The following is a 17,675-nucleotide window of genomic DNA, read 5'->3' on the forward strand; positions in this document are numbered from 1 at the left end:
TGAAAAGCATCGTCCGAGTATACGAATTTTCTGTCGTTTTCGCATCCCAAGTTTACGCTTTGCTGTGTTATCCTAAGCTCATAAAGAAGCTTATTTACAGGACATTCCATGAAAATCATTTCATTCAATATCAATGGTATACGAGCGCGACTGCATCAGTTACAGGCAGTAATTGATAAACATCAGCCCGATGTTATCGGTCTGCAGGAAACCAAAGTGCACGACGACCAGTTTCCGCTAAAAGACGTGGAAGCCATGGGTTATCACGTTATTTACCACGGCCAGAAAGGTCATTACGGCGTGGCCATGCTCAGTAAAAAGCCACTGGAAAACCCGCAGTTTGGCTTCCCTACTGACGATGATGAAGCACAGCGCCGCATGATAATGGGTGATTATCCACTGGCAGATGGTGGCCATGTACGTATTCTAAATGGCTACTTCCCGCAGGGCGAAAGTCGTGACCACCCTACGAAATTTCCAGCTAAAGAAAAGTTTTATCAGGACTTAATGAGCTATCTGGATAACGATCTTTCGCCGGAACAGCCAGTGATTGTTATGGGCGATGTAAATATATCCCGTATCGATTTAGATATTGGTATTGGCGAGAACAACGCCAAACGCTGGCTTAAAACCGGGAAATGCAGCTTCCTTCCGGAAGAACGGGAGTGGATACAAAGATTAATGGACTGGGGTTTTACTGACACTTATCGTCAGCTAAACCCGGATGTGGATAACCAGTTCAGCTGGTTTGATTACCGCTCACGTGGCTTTGATGACAACAGAGGTTTACGCATCGACCTTATCCTTGCCACTAAAGCTCTCGCCAAGCAATGCGAAGACAGCGGTATAGACTATGAACTCAGAGGCATAGAAAAACCTTCGGATCATGCCCCCGTCTGGTCTACATTTAAAGACTGATAATCATTTTGCCGTCGGTTGGCCTTAATGCTCTTCCGGCGGCAATGTTTCCAGTGCTTTACGCAAAATAATCGCCAAATCCATGTATTCAGGGCCTTTCTCACCCTGTGGCTGACACTCAACGCCCTGCTTTCTCAGCTTATCTCTCAGCTCTTTATACCAGCTCCGTAACATTGGCTTTAAAGGTTGTCTGGAACGCCAGCCGAGCCAGTACAAACCCTGCAAGGGTAAGCTCAACATAATAAGTGACAACATCAGCCCCGGGGCTAACTGCTCCTGCGGCATAAACTGCCAGGTCAGCGCAGCATTGAGTACCGCTATTCCCGGAGTCCAGCTAATGGCTTTGCGAGTTATAGGGATAATTCGCGACTCTGCCATAGCGGCAACAACTGAATGATGAGGCCATTTATCGGCATACCTCTTTCCATCTCTTAAAACCGCAAAAAATGAACGACTCATGGTGACCTCTTAGACAAACCTGCTGTAATTATAATCGATTACTGAGCTATTGTACGATATTCGCACTTTTAATATTATCTTTATTTTTCATAAAGTTACACTGTTACAACCGTGTAGTTCACAAAGATATCCACAGTTAATGTGGATACAGTTGCACCGGAGCTTTAGCTTTGCCACTATACTACCTGAATTAGTCAGTCGCATGGTGTCAGCAGTGACAACAAGTCAGCTTCCTTCTCTTTATGCGCCGGTTACCGGTCGCATCATAGCAGCACAACCTTCGGCCGCAGTATGCCAGCATGGCCTGCTTGGCAAAGGCATTGTCATAGAAATGACCGGCAGTACGCTATACGCCCCGGCTGATGGCTCACTGAGCCATATCAGCAGTAGTGGCGATTACTTGTCGTTACGCTTAAACGACACCTATTCCTTACAATTAGTCATAGGTTCAGGCGATGCGTTCGGCAACCACGACGCTTTAACTGTGCTTTGTCGCGAACAGACAGAGGTTAAGTGTGGTGATCCTCTGGTTAAGATTAACCAGTCATTACTGCGCAGCCTTAAACCCTCGCAGCAGCGTCTTGCTGTTTTGCTTTGTTCATTGAATTCCGGGCACGATAGCGAATCGCCCGAATGGCTAAACCCGGGGCTTATTACTGCGAAAGACAGTCCACTTATTACTTATTAACACCTTCAGGAGCTGTACCTATGTTGCGCGTTTATGGCATTAAAAACTGCGACACCGTTAAAAAATCACTTAAATGGTTAGATAAAAACGAAGTCGCCTACGAATTTATTGATGTTCGCCAGCAACCACTACAAAAAGAAACCGTTAGCGGCTGGTTACAAAAACTGCCGGCGGAATCTTTATTGAACAAGCGCAGCACCAGCTGGCGCAACCTGTCAGATGAGCAAAAATCTGTTGTAGACGCCAACGCCATAGCTGAATTAGTTGCCGAACAACCAACATTGTTTAAGCGTCCGTTAGTTGAGTCCGGCCAGGCTGTTCATTGCGGTTTTAATGAGAAACTCTGGAGTGAACGCTACTTATGAGTTCAGAGACATTAAAGCTTGCCCGTGAGCTCATTTCCCGCCCGTCCATTACGCCGGAAGACGAAGGTTGTCAGCAACTCATAGGTGAACGGCTTGCGGCTCAGGGTTTCAACCTTGAGTCTATGATATTTGAAGATACCACCAACTTATGGGCGCGACGCGGGCAAGGCCGTAAATTGTTTTGCTTTGCCGGCCATACCGACGTTGTTCCGCCCGGTGACATCAACGATTGGCAGTTCCCGCCATTTGAACCTACAACGCACGAAGGGTATCTATACGGGCGCGGAGCCGCTGATATGAAAGGCAGCCTGGCAGCGATGATAACCGCGACAGATCGGTTTCTTAAAGACTACCCGAATGTGGATACTGACATTGGCTTTCTTATAACCAGTGACGAAGAAGGCCCCTTTATTAATGGCACCAAACGTGTCATTGAAACACTGCAGGAGCGTAACGAAAACATAGACTGGTGTATTGTCGGGGAGCCATCCAGTACTGATACCCTGGGGGACATCGTTAAAAACGGGCGCAGAGGCAGCTTAACCGGAGACTTGACCGTACTGGGTATACAGGGTCACGTTGCTTATCCACATTTAGCAAAAAACCCGGTACATGATCTTGCACCAGCCCTCAGCGAGCTAATTAACGAAGAATGGGACCAAGGCAACGCCAGTTTTCCGCCAACCACGTTTCAGGTATCTAACATTCAGGCAGGAACTGGTGCCGGCAATGTGATACCCGGGCGTATTAATACCCAGTTTAACTTCCGCTTCTCGACAGAACTCACAGCCGAGAAAATTAAGCAACGAGTTGAGGCCATTCTCGATAAGCACTCGCTAAAATACCACTTGCAATGGAAGCTTAACGGACCGCCTTTTTTAACTGAATCAGGCGCATTAGTTGAAGCCGTTCAGGCGGCCATTGAACACGAATGTGGGTTTTCAACTACCCTCTCTACCGCGGGCGGCACATCCGACGGGCGCTTTATTGCACCAACCGGTGCTCAGGTCATTGAGCTGGGACCCGTAAATGCTACCATTCACAAAGTGAACGAATGCGTTAAAGTCAGTGATTTGGATAAACTCAGTGATGTTTATTACCGCTGTCTGGAGAAGCTTTTATGTTAAGCAGCACAGAACTGACAGGTGCCTGCGAAACACACTTAACGTCAGTAGATGGGCATAAACTGCATCCTGATGCAGCAGAAGCTTATCTCGCCATGCAAAAAGCAGCAGCGGCTGAGGGTATTGAACTGGCCATAGCCAGTGGTTTCCGCTCACTGGACAGGCAACTGTCTATCTGGAATAGAAAATGGCGAGGAAAGCTGCCCCTTCGCTCCAAAGAGGGTGAGCTACTGGATGCATCAAACTTAAGCGACGTTGAGAAAATGCACGCAATTTTGCATTGGTCTGCGTTACCGGGAAGTAGCCGTCACCACTGGGGAAGTGATTTCGATATTTACGACCCCCGCCCTTTTCAGGACAGTGAACTAAAATTGCAATTAGTGCCCGGCGAGTATATTGACCAATCCGGCCCCTGTCATGAACTGTGGCAATGGCTGACTCGGCATGCCCATGAAAGTGGCTTTTTCTTTCCTTATGCACGCTATCAGGGCGGTGTTGCACAGGAGCCCTGGCACTTGAGCTTCCGCGCCGTTTCACAGCCATGCCATAAGCAATTGAATCTTGAGCTGCTAGCCGAAACCATAGACTCATTAGCCATAGAGGGAAAACCCATTATTCTGGATAACCTGGCTCAAATAAAAAATCAGTACATTGATACAATAACGGAGGATGACGGATGGACGACTATTTGGTGTGGCTAATAATATTATTGGTAGTAGGCGTGGTTGTGAGTAACCTTATGGTGCTGAAGTATACCGCTAAGTTTAAATGGCCTGGTACGAAATCATCTAAAACCGAAGATGACTCCGACCAGGACACTAAAAATAAAGATTAATCCAGCGTTACGCCAAGGCGCTTAGCAACTTCACGGTAGGCTTCAACAACACCACCTAAGCCCTGGCGAAAGCGGTCTTTATCCAGTTTCTCGCGAGTCTCTGCGTCCCAAAGGCGGCAGCCATCTGGAGTAAACTCGTCACCCAGCATAATTTCGCCCTCAAACACGCCGAACTCAAGCTTGTAATCCACTAACAAGAGACCGGCATCAGCAAACAAAGCTTTTAAAACGTCGTTCACTTTAAAGGTGAGTTCTTTCATTTTCTCAATTTGCTCTGCTGTTGCCCATCCAAAGGCCTGAATATGATACTCGTTAACCATAGGGTCGTGCAGCGCATCGTTCTTTAAGAAAAACTCGAATGTCGGAGGGTTAAGCTCTTTACCTTCTTCAACGCCTAAACGGCGCACCAGAGAACCTGCTGCCACGTTACGGACAACACATTCTACCGGTATCATATCCAGCTTTTTAACCAAAGACTCGGTATCGCTCAAACGCTCATCTAACTGCGTCGGAATGCCCGCTTCTTCCAGCTTAGACATAATAAAATGGTTAAACTTATTATTCACCATGCCTTTGTCATCAAGCTGCTCGACCTTCTCGCCGTCGAACGCTGAAGTATCATTACGAAACTCCAGCACCAGGCGGTTAGGATCGTCGGTATGATAGACCGTCTTTGCTTTTCCCCGATACAGTTCACTGCGTTTTTCCATGAATCTTTCCACTCGCGCTTAAGTTAAAGTTGGCTTTGCTGTTTAACAGCGTTTTTAAAGGCTTCAAATACTTGATTAATCCATTCGTCGGAAACAATTTCCTCACCCTGGTAAACCGTAACCGAGGTATTTTCACCGTCTTCCAGTAATCGGAATTCGTACTCACCTTCGGCTATGCCCAGGTCTTCGTAGTCATCGCCACCAATGAACAGGAAGCCGCTGCCGGGTTCGCTGTACTCAACAAAATAGGTTCCTGTCTCGCGGTTTAAATCTTCAACCTCAAAACCAATATTCTGAAGAGCCAAATTAACTAATGGCCATGCTTGCTCAAAATTGTCTTCAACAATGAAAACTGAATGCCCTTCTGCGGCTTTTGACAAGCTAGTTTCAATACCGGCCGCTTTTTCACGAGCTACAGCCAGTTGTTGTTTCCGGTTAACTTCAGAAATAATCGCATTAAGTAAATCAGCTTCCAAATTACGAACAACCAAAGGAGCAACCTCTTGCTCTTCACCACCAATCACCTGAGTAAAGTCGTTAACATCGACTCGTAGTGCGGTGCTGCGCTGATGCGATTCGGTTTCCTGAGTTAGTTCATAGCGGAAAGTTCTTTCCAGATCACTGTCGCTCTCTCCGCCAAATCCGAAAAAGCCGCTGTCGCCCTCAATGGTTTGCTGTACCGTCATTTGCTCGGTAAGCCAACGGTTATCACCCACGTTTTCCCATTGAATGTCGCGTCTTTCCAGTACATCAAATGCCGCCTGACGAACAAACTCGGTTACTGAGTCTCCCATGCCATCGACAATATCAAAGTACACCCGGGTTTCGGTTTCAGTTTCTAACACCCGGCTGCCCAGTCCAATAGGACGAACCTGCTGCGGAGCCATTATATTGACTTTATAACCAACAGGAGCTGGTGCTATGTTCGTATCCGGAATTTGATACTGAGTTCCTTTTTCCGGCTTCTCCAGACCATCCGGAATATTCAGTGAGGCAGTAGGTTGAATGTTCACGTATTCAAACCCGCCGCTGGCACGTTCTTTCTCTACCGACGAACAACCTGTTACAACTACGGCAGCTACGCCCATCCACGCAAGGCGAGACAATTTCATTACGACTCCTGAATATTCAGTAGGTTTGCTTTCTGTAACACTGACTCAATCAATTGTTGATTACTCTCTTCCGGAGGTGTCAGTGGCAGACGATAATTTGCGCTGACCCAACCCATTAAAGCGAGCGACCATTTTACCGGAATGGGGTTGGATTCAACAAATAACATATTATGCAAAGGTGCCAGCTCAGCATCTATTTGGTTTGCACTTTCTTTATCACCAGCAAGTGCCGCCGTTACCAGCTCTTTCATTTTTGCCGGAACAATATTAGCGGTAACACTGATAACACCATGACCACCCGCAAACATAAATTCGCGTGCAGTAGGGTCATCACCGCTTAATAAGATAAAGTCATCGCCGCAGCGCTCTTTAAGTTCCTGAACCCGACTCACGTCGCCGGTAGCTTCTTTTATACCAATAACGTTATCAATTTTTGCCAGCTGTTCGACCATGTCCGGTGTCATATCAAGACTGGTACGCCCCGGAACATTATATAGAATTTGGGGTTTATCCGTAGCATCGGCACAGGCCTGATAATGTGCAATTAAGCCTGCTAAAGAAGGTTTATTGTAATATGGCGTAACATTTAAAAAGCCACTTACACCCGCCTGGGTCATTTTTTCTGTCAGTTGCACGGCTTCGCTGGTCGAGTTTGAACCGTTTCCAGCAATAATATCGATGCGCCCGGCACTGAGTTCGACCATGGCATTAACGACAGCGATATGTTCTTCATGCGTTAAGGTTGTTGACTCCCCTGTCGTGCCAACCGCTACAATAGCGTCGGTACCCGCTTCGCAATGTTTGTTGACCAGAAACTCAAGTTCACTGTAATCAACATTGCCATATTTTGTAAAAGGGGTAACTAAAGCGACAATACTGCCCTTAAGCATACATTCTCCAAGTCCTAAATTGGGGCTCCAATGGTAATGCCAGCCCTGACGAAACACAAGTGATAGGAACGTAACTTGCCAAGAAGGTTCCGTAAACTTTTGCCGGTATGGCATTTTCCAAGACGGCATCTGTCCGCTATGATGTTGGCACTGTTAACTAAGTTCCAGGAGAATGCAATGCAGACACTACAACAGGGCGATAAAGCGCCTGACTTTACTTTACCGGATGCGAACGAGAACTCAGTGACCTTATCGGAGTTATTAAAAGAGAACCGGGTACTGGTTTACTTTTATCCAAAAGCCATGACACCGGGCTGCACTGTGCAAGCACAAAACTTACGCGACAGCCGTAAGCAGCTTGAGGAATTTAATGTTGTCTCTGTTGGTATAAGCCCTGATGCGCCTAAACGCTTAGCTAAGTTTACTGATAGAGATGAGTTAAACTTCACCTTGTTAAGCGACGAAGACCATAAAGTGGCTGAAGATTTTGGCGTATGGGGTCTGAAAAAATTTATGGGTAAAGAATACGATGGTATTCACCGTATTAGCTTTTTAGTCGAGCAGGACGGAAGCATTTCAAAAGTCTTCAATAAATTTAAAACTAAAGAGCATCACGAAGTGGTGCTGGAGCACCTTAAGCAAGCTTAAACTCTCATCAGCAAACACCGCGCTAAAGCGGTGTTTGCTCTTCTGCTTTTTCCCCGGTGCCACTGTCCCATGCTGTTAGTACCGCCTTGACCAGACTGGCCAACGGAATAGCAAAAAACACGCCCCAGAACCCCCATATGCCGCCAAAAATTAATACCGCGCCAATAATGTAGACTGGGTTTAGACTTATTGCCTCTGAAAACAATAGCGGTACCAGTAAGTTACCATCCAGAGCCTGAATAACCAGATAGGCTACGGTCACCCAAACAAATGCCGCCGTTGGCCCAAACTGAAATAAAGCCACTAATACCACCGGAATGGTTGCGACCGCAGCGCCTACGTAGGGAATTAAAACCGATAAACCGACCATAATGGACAGTAATGCCGAGTAGCGCAGCCCAAATAAGCTGAAGGTAACAAAAGTGACTATCGCCACCACCACCACTTCAATTGCTTTGCCACGAATGTAGTTCATAATTTGCAGGTTCATCTCCTGCCCTACCTGCGAAATTAACTGACGGTTTGAAGGCAGCAGACGGCTGAAATGAGCAATCAATATATCGCGGTCTTTTAGCATAAAAAAGATTAAAAGCGGCACAATGATAAGATAAACCAGCATGGCCATGACATTCACAATAGAGGTCAGGGAAACCGTTAACAGGCTTTCCCCTAAACTCACTGCTCGTCTTTTTACTTCCTGAGTAAACTCAGTAATTTGGCTGTCATCGACAATAGTCGGGAACATTTCAGGTAGTTTATGCAGCCAAATTTGCAGGTTCGTGACCATATCCGGCATTTCCTGAATCAAAGTCGTACTTTGTTGCCAAATAACGGGAACCAGAGTCAGCAAAGTAACAATCATTAATGCCAAGAATAACGAAAAGGTAATAATCGTGGCGGTTAAACGGGATAAACCAAGCCCCATCAATCGCATTACCGGCCAGTCCAGCAAATAGGCCAGAGATATAGCAATTAACAACGGCGCAATTAAGCTACCGAAAAACACAATGACTAATACCACAACAACCAGTAACAGAAATAAAGTTACTGCATTAGGGTCAGAAAATTTCCGTTGATACCACTGTTGAATGTATTCCCACATAACCACTATCTCTTAACCTTTGTTGAGATGATAATATCAGTCCTTGCAATCTTTCCATAACCCCATAGAGTAAAAAGGAACTAAAGATAAGAATTTTGCTCTTAAGAGAAGATTAAATCCGTTTCATTTGGCCTATGAGTAGTTGATGTCCACCAAAATATTACACACTTTCACCGCTTGTTTATTGACCTTTGCAATCAGCTTTAGTGCTGTCAGCAACGCTATGCAGGATAACCAACGTTTACCAGAAATTGGAACTACCGGCGCGGCTTTCATGAGTATCGAACGTGAACGTGTTGTAGGCGACTTTTACATGCGTCAGGTACGCTCACAAGCCCCTATTGTTCACGATCCGGTATTAGACAGCTATTTAAACAGCATTGGCCAGCGGTTAGTCAGAAACACCAACGGTGTGCGCTATCCTTTCAACTTTTTTTGGATTAACAATAAGGAAATAAACGCCTTCGCCTTCATGGGCGGCTACGTAGGTGTGCATACGGGCTTAATTGACGAAGCAAGAACCGAGTCAGAGCTCGCGGCGGTACTTGGACACGAGGTCGCGCACATTACTCAACGTCACATGGTTCGTCGAATGCAGGAACAACAGCGCAGTATGCCTATGACCATTGCCGGTATCATTGGCTCTATTTTAGTCGGCATGGCCAACCCAGAAGCCGGTGCTGCAGGCCTTTACGCCACAATGGGTATGGCCGGTCAGTCACAAATTAATTACACTAGGTTGTATGAAATGGAAGCCGACCGCATCGGTCTCTCTACGTTGTTAGCCGCAGGTTTTGATCCCCGTGGCGCACCCGACTTTTTTGGCCGGTTGGCAGAAAAATACCGCTATGTAAGCAAGCCCCCGGAAATGCTCATGACTCACCCATTGCCTGAGTCCCGCATAGCAGACACTCGTGCTCGCGCTGAAAATATGCAAAGAGTGGACGTACCCCCCAGCCTCGACTTTGCCCTGGCTAAAACCAGAGTTCAGGCTCGCTATATTGGCAACACCACGAATAGTGACTTTGAATCTATGCGCTCCAGTAGCAATTCAATTAACCAACAAGCAGGGCAATATGGTTTAGCCATACGCGCGTTAGACGGTGGCAACATTGATGTAGCTTATAAACTTATGCAGCCACTACTAGAGCGCTATCCTAATGATCCATTCTATATTGATGTCCAGACCGACATTCTACTGGCACAAAAAGATTACGAGACGGTTTTAAGCTGGCTACGAGGCAAGTACATTCAGCAACCAACCGAGCCTGTTATTACTCTTAACTTTGCTAACGCGGCACTTCAGGCAGAAGACACCGAGTTAGCTGAGAAGCTTCTGCGCGATTTTTTACTAAAACAACCGGACCACCCGCTGGCGCTTGATCTTCTTACTCAAGTGTACGAGCGTAGTGGTAAGCGAGCCGCTATGTACGAAACCCGAGCGGAATCACTGGCGCTAAGAGGAAACTTCCGGCTGGCCATTGATCAGCTGCACACTGCACATAACCATACCGATAGCGATCTGACGCATAAACGTCTGAATGCACGTATTGAGCAAATGCGCAGCTTAGAGCAGCAAATAAAATCGTTAATGTGAGTTAACCGCATTTTCCAGCGATTCTAAGTCCTGCTCTCCCATTAAAGGCCCTTTGACGCTGCCGTCCGGCTTTATTACGTAGGTAGCCGGTAACATCTGCGGGCGCTGAAACGGAAACTTTGGCGCAGGCTCCATCAACGCCAACTGAAACTCTATTCCATGACGCTGTTTCAGCTCAGCCAGTTCAGCGTTAGACATTGGATCGAAACTGACACCGACTAACTCAACATCTTTTGCCTTGTGCTGGTTAAATTCGTTTAACTCAGGTAACTCTCTTAAACAAGGAGCGCACCACTCAGCAAAGTAGTTTACCACCACCGTTTTTTCACCAAGGTCGCCCCAGCGAAACTCATTGTCGGCATCGGTAACCACATCCGGCTCTTGCGAACAAGCTGTTATCAGCACAGCAGCTGCCGCGCACACTAGCGTTCTCAGTTTCATTCCTTACCTCAATTACGTTATTATTAACTTATACTTACCTAATAATCAGATACTACAAGGTACGATACTTATGAGCCAAGTAACAATTTATCATAACCCGCGTTGCTCAAAATCAAGACAAACTCTTGAATTACTCAAACAGAATGACGTTGAGCCGGAAGTTGTTGAATACCTTAAAACTCCGCCTAATGCTGCAGAATTAAAAGATATACTGGAAAAGTTAGGGCTTTCTGCCGATCAGCTAATGCGCAAAAAAGAAGACGCATATAAAGAACTTGGTCTGGCCGGTATCAATAACGAAGATGAATTGATTACCGCAATGGTCAATAACCCTAAGCTTATTGAGCGCCCTATTGTTATTCGGGGTAATAAAGCGGCCATTGGCCGCCCTCCTGAATCTGTACTGGATATTTTATAATGACCCGCGTCGTTATTCTTTATTACAGCCGTAACGGGGCTACTCAGCAGCTTGCTGACGCGATAGCCGAAGGCGTTACGGCGGCTGGAGGCGAAGCTGTTTTACGCAGCACCGGGCACGGCAGTGATGCCGTCAGTGACCGCGATCTGGAAGTTGAAAACGCTGACCTTGAAACCTGCGATGCTCTTATTCTGGGCAGTCCGACTCGATTTGGGCATATGGCCTCAAGCCTGCAAAAATTCTGGGAAGGCACCTCGCGCGAATGGTTGCAGGCTACGTTAACTGACAAACCCGGTGCGGTGTTCACTTCCTCCAGTTCTCTTCATGGGGGACAAGAATCGACCCTGCTGACTCTGGCTTTACCGCTGCTTCATCATGGTATGATGCTGGTTGGCATTCCTTATTCTGAACCGGCTCTGCATCAGACTCAGTCCGGCGGTTCACCTTATGGTGCCAGCCACCATGAGCACAGCAATAAGTTAACTGACCATGAAAAGCAATGCGCTATCGCTTTGGGTAAACGAGTCACGCAAACCGCTTCTAAGCTCTCATCATAGGAATTATCAATGCCGACTTCTCCACGCTTTTATCGCTGGTTAACACAAGTTTGTTACTGGCCACTGCTCATTTTAGTTGCACTGTGGCACGGTATGCCAACCGACGCACCGGGTACATTGCCAGTTTATATTGCTTTGTTCCTCTGGGTGCTGCCGTTGTTATTCCCTCTGCATGGGCTGGTTAAAGGCAAACCTTATACCCACGCATGGACTAACTTTGTTTTAATGTTTTACTTTCTGCATGGCTTAACCGTGGTCTACACCCACCCGGACGAGCGTGTGTGGTCAATACTGGAACTGATATTTACAACCGGCGCATTTATTGGCGCAACAGGTTATGCCCGCTATCAGGGAAGAGCTCAGGGGTTAGGGCTGAAAAAACTAAAAGACTACGACTAAATTTCGAGAACCTGCTTAACAAAAGGAATTGTTAAGCGGCGTTGGTAAGTAATAGAGGCTTTATCAAGCTCGTTTAACGCTTTCATTAAATCCCGCATGGAACGACCCAGTCGTTGAGTCATAAAAGCCGCAACATCGTTCGGCAACTCCAGTCCACGCCATTGTGCCCGCAAAATTAACGCATTAATTTTTTCTTCGTCGTTCAGCGGCTGAACCTGAAAGCCCGTTGCCCATTGGAAACGCGACTGTAAATCCGGTAACAGAACTTTAGTTTGAGCAGCAGACTGTTTAGCCGTCATGACCAAACGTGTCGACTCATTATCGGTTACGCGATTAATAAGCGAGAACAACTCAAAACTCCAATTCTGTTCCAGCGTTACCGTATCAATATCATCCAGACAAATAAGATCAGCCTGATCAATTCCTTGCAGAACGGCCGATGCATCGGCTTTAGCCAACTCACGCAAAGGTAAATACGCAATGCGGTATTGCGACCCGGCCGAAGCTATAACGCTGTGCATTAAGTGGCTTTTTCCTACCCCACTCGCTCCCGACAACCAGGTCAATTGCTGGCTTCTCCTCAGCGGTGGCTCAGTTGTAGGCAAACTCTCTAACCAACTTAATAAGGTTGAGTTGTCGCCCGCAAGAAAAGTAGAAAATATCTCGTCATCCGGCAACTGTACGGCTAACGGTAATTGCTGTGGTGACATCAGCGGCTCTCATTCCAACGATAAACCGGTGTTTCAGTCTGTCGCGCAGCAACAAACGGCCCGAGTTCCTGTGAAACCAGGCGTCCATCCAAGTTGATAGCCTGCAATATTTGATCGACCGGGCCGTTAACCACAATCTCGAATTCACTCATAGCTTGCGAGTATTCAAGTAAACGAACGTCGCTAACAGAGACAATGCTATCTAAAAACGCTTCCAACTCTAAAACACGATTTAAGCTACTTAATTTTTCAACTTTAATCATCAACGTATTACGAACATTCTCATCACCCGCAGTAACACTGTACTGCTTAGCCAACTGCGCCATTAGCTGCTCGACCAGAGGCTCCGCTAGCCAGTCTGGACTGGTCGCTGTCACTTCACCGGAGAAACGGTCGTCTCCCACTTCAACAAACCAGTTTAAACTCCAGGGCTTTTCCTCGTTGTCCTGACGAATGATACGACCGATCAATAAACCGTCTGTGCCGTAACGCTCTGTAGTGGTTCTCACCGGGTCTAAAAAGCGCCCCCAGACATCGGTCGCATTTATGGTGAAACTGTCGGTCAAATCCATCAGCGGCAGCTGAATTGGAATACTGTATTGCTGCGCAAAGAATTTCAGTTGCTGGGTAAATACTGATTCACTATTACTATCAATGATTACGCGCTGACCGTTGCTGTTTTCCTTCGCTATCCACAGCATCAGTTGTGGTCTCCGGCTGCCCCAGTAGGGTAACTGCTGCTCAGCCAGAAGTGCGCGTAACTTGCGGCCGTCAAATGTCGCCGTTAAAGTTCGCTGTCCTTCATTTTCACTGTAACCGTATTGAACCAGATAATTATTCACATCACGTTTTGCTCGCTGTATCGCATCATGCCCGGCCAATTCGGTTTGCCCCGTTAATTTTGTGATAACACGGTCAAACGCTTGTCCTATTGCCTGTTGCCGGTCAGATGAACTTTGCGAGGCCACTGCCACTTCTGCCGAATACAAATTTTCTATTAACCGCGCTTCGGCACCTGTCACCTTAAAAAGGCTAAACAGAAAAAATAAACTGGCAGCGAAGTAATGAATCTGCGACTTTGACATGTCATTATCCAAATAAGACTTTGAGAGCATATTAAACAGCCAGGTAGCGAACAGCAAGTAACAACTTGTGGATAAGCTTGTGGGAATCTTCACTAGGAAAATAAAGCCACTAACGGTAGTATTGCGACAAACGGACGAAGGGTGACAAAGGCATGCTAAAACAACAACTTCGCGGTATCAGCTCTCTGCTCGGCAGTATCAGTTTAATTGGGGTTTGTGTCGGCATGACCAGCACCCTGTTAAGTTTGCGCGCTACCATTGAAGGTTTTGGTACCTTAGTCACCGGCTTTATCATGTCGGCTTATTTTATCGGCTATTTATTTGGCTCGACCCGCGCACCAAAAGATATTCGCAGGGTAGGCTATATTCGTTCATTCGGCGGCCTTGCCGCGCTGGCTGCCTTTAGTATTCTGATGCAGGCCATCTGGGTCGATCCGGTGGTCTGGTTCGTCATGCGTTTTATAACCGGTTTCGCTATTTCTGGTATTTTCGTCATTGTTGAAAGCTGGCTTAATACCATGGCCGATAACCGTAGCCGCGGTACCCTGCTGTCAGTTTATCTGGTCATTATATACAGCGGACTCATTGTCGGGCAGCTGATTCTCGGTGTCGCCGACCCGGCTGGCTTTGTTGCTTTCGCTATTGTTGCTCTGCTCATTAACTTAGCGCTTATTCCAATTCTGGTCAGCGTTACGGCTGAGCCTACAACGCACGAAAACAGAAAAGTCCCCATTTCACTGCTGCTGAAAACCGTTCCACTGGGCGTAATTAATGCGTTTATAATGCAGGCCTGCTACGCCATGTTTTACGGTATAGGGCCAATGTATGCGTCCTACATAGGCCTTAGTGTTCTGCAAATTACCTTTTTCATGGCCGCCTTTATTGCCGGAGGCTTAATTTCGCAGGCACCATTTGGCTTATTGTCGGACCGCATCGACCGTCGTTTTGTTATGGCTATTTGTGCCGCCGGAGGAACACTTACCGCGGCGACCCTTTCACAGCTTAGTGCATCTAACGCTATTCTCATTTATTTAAACGTTGGTCTGCTCGGTGCGTTCATCTTGCCTTTATATTCACTCGGCATGGCGCACACAAACGATTTTCTGGAACGAGATCAAATGGTGGGAGCAACCGGTGCCATCATTAAAATTGGAGGAGCAGGCTCTATTATTGGTGCGCCTGCGGTAGCTGCGTTAATGCAGTTTGGTGCCATTAATTACTTCTTTTTACTCTTAGCCGCGCTTACCTCCTGTGTTGGCTTTTATTCTCTGTACCGCATTACACGTAGGGCAAAAGCAGAAGACCAGCTGCACAGCAACTTTGCCATACTGGCACCGTCACAAACTTCTGATGAGCTTTTAACGTCAATGGCTGAGGAAGCCCCGGAAACGGAAGAAGAAGACGACGAGGAAATGGAATCCAACGCCGTCCTTCGTTAAAGGCTTAGTCTGACAGCAGGTCATTCACCCAGGTGGTGGCCTGCTCCAGAATGTCATCCAGATGTTGCTCGCTGACAAAGCTTTCTGCGTAAATTTTATAAACAGGCTCTGTGCCTGAAGGTCTGGCAGCAAACCAGCCGTTATCAGTAGTCACTTTTATCCCACCAAACTGGGCGTCATTCCCTGCCGCTTTGGTAGAAATATCAGACACACTGTCACCCGCCAGTTCAGGCAGCTTTACTTTGTAGGCACGAATGTCTTTAAAGCGCGCATTCTTTTGTACACTGGAAGCGGTATCAACCCGGCGATAATAAGCCGTACCATGTTGCTGGCATAAGTCATCGTAATACTGACCGGGGTTTTTACCGGTTTTCGCCAGTATTTCAGCCGCCAGCAGTGCCATGACAATGCCGTCTTTATCGGTCGTCCAGGTATTGCCTTTACGGTCAAGTAAAGTAGCACCGGCACTTTCTTCACCGGCAAACGCAATTGAACGTTCAAACAACCCTTTAGCAAACCATTTAAAACCCACCGGTACTTCCATCAATGGTCGCTCGTTTGCGCCCACCACGCGGTCAATCATGGCACTGGACACTAGAGTTTTTCCAATAGCAATACTGTTATCCCAGTCGCGGTTCTTACATAAGTAATCTATTGCCACAGACAAATAATGATTCGGATTCAGTAAACCGTGTGTCGGAGTCACTATGCCGTGACGGTCATAGTCCGGGTCGTTACCAAAAGCCAAATCGTAATTGTCTTTCAGCTCGAGCAAGCTGGCCATGGCAAAAGGCGACGAGCAATCCATTCTAATCTTTCCGTCTTTATCCAGCGGCATAAAAGAGAATGTCGGGTCGACCACGGCATTACGAACCTCAATCGATAAGTTGTAATGCTCTGCAATTTGCGTCCAGTACTTAGCGCCCGAGCCACCCATGGCATCAACCGCCAGTCTCAGTTTCGCATCCTGAATAGCCGACATATCAATGCAATCATCAAGCTGGCTAATATACTGCGTGCGCCAATCAACAAAGGTTAGTTTCGGGTGCTGTAATACGTCTTCACTCTCGCAGGTATTCACGCCGACAAGCCCTGAAGACAGCAACGCGTTTGCGTATTTCTCTATGGTTCGGGTCACGTCAGAGTCTGCCGGACCACCATGTGACGGGTTGTATTTAAAACCGCCATCTTCTGGCGGGTTATGCGAGGGTGTAATCACCACGCCATCGGCTTTAGCTGTGTTCTCACGGTTCCACTCAATAATCGCGCGGCTTAAAACCGGAGTTGGTGTGTAGTCATGCTCAGTCTGAACCTGAACCTCTACGCCATTGCCAATAAAAACATCTAACGCACTAATGTAAGCAGACTCAGACAGCGCATGAGTGTCTTTAGCCACCATAATAGGTCCGGTAATGCCCTGCTCCTCGCGGTAAGCACAAATAGCCTGAGCAATAGCCAGAATATGCGCTTCATTAAAGGAACGCTTCAATGAACTGCCTCGATGACCCGAGGTACCAAAACTGACTTTTTCAGCCGCTTTGCGTGGGTCCGGCTCATAAACATAATACGCACTGGTCAATTGCGCTATATTGGTCAAGTCGCTGGCCTGCGCCAACTGGCCTGCTCGCTCGTGATCCGCCATTATAAAAAGTCCCTAATTTTTTCTGCATCGGCCGATTGATAACCCAGTTTTTCTGCTACCTGAGTCAGCATGGCTTTTTTCTTAGTCGTATTGGTATTGGTAATTACCCAAAATGGAGAGTCCGGAATCTGCTTCGGGTTCGTGCTGTTCCCCGATGTCAGTAAAGCTTCTTCTGAGCGGGCAAAATATTGACGATCACGACCGCGAATATCCAGCACTTGCGAAAATTCGCTCGGGTGGCAGCGGTACAACATGCTTAAAATATACAGAAAGCGCGCTACTACGCTTTTCTGAATACGCACATCCTGCTCATTCAAACGGTTAAAAACCGACTCAGTGAGTTCGCTTTTGCTGTCGGCTTCAGGTTCACTGCTATTCACGTCAAGCAAACGACGCAGAATATCCGATGCGCTCTCGCCTATTTGTCTGGTATGGCTTGCAATGTACGTGTATAAGTCATCGTCAATGTCAATCCGCTTCATTGTTGACTTTCTACCTCTAAAAATTGAAAGGTTGCGCTTTGTCACTTGCAACAC

At 47.0% G+C, this 17,675-nt stretch carries 22 protein-coding genes; 12 read left to right on the top strand and 10 right to left on the bottom strand.

Going from position 1 to position 17,675, the window contains the following annotated elements; genetic code table 11:
- The first annotated feature begins 108 nt into the window (after positions 1 to 108).
- Positions 109 to 918: an exodeoxyribonuclease III gene (gene xthA, locus DET62_RS05260; protein ID WP_011234697.1), complete on the top strand. Its 810-nt coding sequence runs from the start codon at positions 109 to 111 to the stop codon at positions 916 to 918.
- Between the two features lie 24 nt (positions 919 to 942).
- Here xthA and yfbV read toward each other — a convergent pair whose 3' ends face one another.
- Positions 943 to 1,377: a terminus macrodomain insulation protein YfbV gene (gene yfbV, locus DET62_RS05265; protein WP_110013244.1), complete on the bottom strand. Its 435-nt coding sequence runs from the start codon at positions 1,375 to 1,377 to the stop codon at positions 943 to 945.
- 139 nt (positions 1,378 to 1,516) lie between these two features.
- Here yfbV and DET62_RS05270 point away from each other — a divergent pair, with 139 nt between their 5' ends.
- The 5 genes from DET62_RS05270 to DET62_RS14615 are packed head-to-tail and all read left to right on the top strand — an operon-like array spanning position 1,517 to position 4,389.
- A complete protein-coding gene (locus DET62_RS05270) occupies positions 1,517 to 2,065 on the top strand; it encodes a PTS glucose transporter subunit IIA (RefSeq protein WP_243734851.1) in 549 nt (182 codons plus the stop codon).
- 20 nt (positions 2,066 to 2,085) lie between these two features.
- A complete protein-coding gene (locus DET62_RS05275) occupies positions 2,086 to 2,430 on the top strand; it encodes an arsenate reductase (RefSeq protein ID WP_011234700.1) in 345 nt (114 codons plus the stop codon).
- Positions 2,427 to 3,557, top strand: a complete 1,131-nt coding sequence (dapE, locus tag DET62_RS05280) for a succinyl-diaminopimelate desuccinylase (RefSeq protein WP_110013245.1) — start codon at positions 2,427 to 2,429, stop codon at positions 3,555 to 3,557. The genes DET62_RS05275 and dapE overlap by 4 nt, the downstream gene beginning before the upstream one ends.
- The gene (locus DET62_RS05285; protein ID WP_110013246.1) at positions 3,551 to 4,255 is read left to right on the top strand and encodes a M15 family metallopeptidase; all 705 of its coding nucleotides are present in this window, start codon (positions 3,551 to 3,553) and stop codon (positions 4,253 to 4,255) included. Before dapE ends, DET62_RS05285 begins: the two co-directional genes overlap by 7 nt.
- A 38-nt stretch (positions 4,256 to 4,293) precedes the next feature.
- Complete coding sequence (locus DET62_RS14615) at positions 4,294 to 4,389, top strand: hypothetical protein (protein ID WP_309109148.1); 96 nt, start codon at positions 4,294 to 4,296, stop codon at positions 4,387 to 4,389.
- On the opposite strand, the gene purC is transcribed toward DET62_RS14615, so the two are convergent.
- Genes purC through dapA form a run of 3 tightly spaced genes read right to left on the bottom strand, consistent with a single transcriptional unit; the run spans position 4,386 to position 7,101 of the window.
- A complete protein-coding gene (gene purC / locus DET62_RS05295; RefSeq protein WP_034821216.1) occupies positions 4,386 to 5,099 on the bottom strand; it encodes a phosphoribosylaminoimidazolesuccinocarboxamide synthase in 714 nt (237 codons plus the stop codon). The genes DET62_RS14615 and purC overlap by 4 nt on opposite strands.
- Positions 5,100 to 5,122: 23 nt before the next feature.
- Positions 5,123 to 6,211, bottom strand: coding sequence for an outer membrane protein assembly factor BamC (bamC, locus tag DET62_RS05300; RefSeq protein ID WP_110013248.1), 1,089 nt, complete (start codon positions 6,209 to 6,211; stop codon positions 5,123 to 5,125).
- Entirely contained in the window at positions 6,211 to 7,101 is an 891-nt protein-coding gene (dapA, locus tag DET62_RS05305) for a 4-hydroxy-tetrahydrodipicolinate synthase (RefSeq protein WP_011234706.1), read from the bottom strand. The genes bamC and dapA overlap by 1 nt, the downstream gene beginning before the upstream one ends.
- A 177-nt stretch (positions 7,102 to 7,278) precedes the next feature.
- Here dapA and bcp point away from each other — a divergent pair, with 177 nt between their 5' ends.
- On the top strand, positions 7,279 to 7,749 hold the full coding sequence (bcp, locus tag DET62_RS05310; protein WP_011234707.1) for a thioredoxin-dependent thiol peroxidase: 471 nt from the start codon (positions 7,279 to 7,281) through the stop codon (positions 7,747 to 7,749).
- Between the two features lie 22 nt (positions 7,750 to 7,771).
- On the opposite strand, the gene DET62_RS05315 is transcribed toward bcp, so the two are convergent.
- Positions 7,772 to 8,851, bottom strand: a complete 1,080-nt coding sequence (locus DET62_RS05315) for an AI-2E family transporter (protein WP_011234708.1) — start codon at positions 8,849 to 8,851, stop codon at positions 7,772 to 7,774.
- A gap of 145 nt (positions 8,852 to 8,996) precedes the next feature.
- Between DET62_RS05315 and DET62_RS05320 the strand changes: the two genes are divergently transcribed.
- Positions 8,997 to 10,448: a M48 family metalloprotease gene (locus DET62_RS05320; protein WP_243734850.1), complete on the top strand. Its 1,452-nt coding sequence runs from the start codon at positions 8,997 to 8,999 to the stop codon at positions 10,446 to 10,448.
- On the opposite strand, the gene DET62_RS05325 is transcribed toward DET62_RS05320, so the two are convergent.
- Complete coding sequence (locus DET62_RS05325) at positions 10,440 to 10,889, bottom strand: TlpA disulfide reductase family protein (RefSeq protein ID WP_011234710.1); 450 nt, start codon at positions 10,887 to 10,889, stop codon at positions 10,440 to 10,442. The genes DET62_RS05320 and DET62_RS05325 overlap by 9 nt on opposite strands.
- 70 nt (positions 10,890 to 10,959) lie before the next feature.
- Between DET62_RS05325 and arsC the strand changes: the two genes are divergently transcribed.
- From arsC to DET62_RS05340, 3 genes are read left to right on the top strand one after another with little or no spacing between them, the layout of a single operon-like run.
- A complete protein-coding gene (arsC, locus tag DET62_RS05330) occupies positions 10,960 to 11,307 on the top strand; it encodes an arsenate reductase (glutaredoxin) (RefSeq protein ID WP_110013249.1) in 348 nt (115 codons plus the stop codon).
- The gene (gene wrbA / locus DET62_RS05335; protein ID WP_011234712.1) at positions 11,307 to 11,864 is read left to right on the top strand and encodes an NAD(P)H:quinone oxidoreductase; all 558 of its coding nucleotides are present in this window, start codon (positions 11,307 to 11,309) and stop codon (positions 11,862 to 11,864) included. The genes arsC and wrbA overlap by 1 nt, the downstream gene beginning before the upstream one ends.
- A 9-nt stretch (positions 11,865 to 11,873) precedes the next feature.
- A complete protein-coding gene (locus DET62_RS05340; RefSeq protein ID WP_011234713.1) occupies positions 11,874 to 12,263 on the top strand; it encodes a DUF2069 domain-containing protein in 390 nt (129 codons plus the stop codon).
- On the opposite strand, the gene hda is transcribed toward DET62_RS05340, so the two are convergent.
- Together hda and DET62_RS05350 are read right to left on the bottom strand one after the other, a co-directional pair.
- Positions 12,260 to 12,973, bottom strand: a complete 714-nt coding sequence (hda, locus tag DET62_RS05345) for a DnaA regulatory inactivator Hda (protein WP_011234714.1) — start codon at positions 12,971 to 12,973, stop codon at positions 12,260 to 12,262. The genes DET62_RS05340 and hda overlap by 4 nt on opposite strands.
- A complete protein-coding gene (locus tag DET62_RS05350) occupies positions 12,973 to 14,058 on the bottom strand; it encodes a DUF2066 domain-containing protein (protein WP_243734849.1) in 1,086 nt (361 codons plus the stop codon). Before DET62_RS05350 ends, hda begins: the two co-directional genes overlap by 1 nt.
- Positions 14,059 to 14,210: 152 nt before the next feature.
- Here DET62_RS05350 and DET62_RS05355 point away from each other — a divergent pair, with 152 nt between their 5' ends.
- Complete coding sequence (locus tag DET62_RS05355; protein ID WP_110013250.1) at positions 14,211 to 15,497, top strand: MFS transporter; 1,287 nt, start codon at positions 14,211 to 14,213, stop codon at positions 15,495 to 15,497.
- A 4-nt stretch (positions 15,498 to 15,501) separates the two neighbouring features.
- Here DET62_RS05355 and pgm read toward each other — a convergent pair whose 3' ends face one another.
- Complete coding sequence (gene pgm, locus DET62_RS05360) at positions 15,502 to 17,139, bottom strand: phosphoglucomutase (alpha-D-glucose-1,6-bisphosphate-dependent) (protein WP_110013251.1); 1,638 nt, start codon at positions 17,137 to 17,139, stop codon at positions 15,502 to 15,504.
- The gene (locus tag DET62_RS05365) at positions 17,139 to 17,621 is read right to left on the bottom strand and encodes a replication initiation negative regulator SeqA (protein WP_110013252.1); all 483 of its coding nucleotides are present in this window, start codon (positions 17,619 to 17,621) and stop codon (positions 17,139 to 17,141) included. The genes pgm and DET62_RS05365 overlap by 1 nt, the downstream gene beginning before the upstream one ends.
- Positions 17,622 to 17,675: the final 54 nt, after the last annotated feature.

Origin of the sequence: Idiomarina sp. H2 (genome assembly GCF_004364275.1) — a bacterium.
GTDB lineage: Bacteria > Pseudomonadota > Gammaproteobacteria > Enterobacterales > Alteromonadaceae > Idiomarina > Idiomarina loihiensis.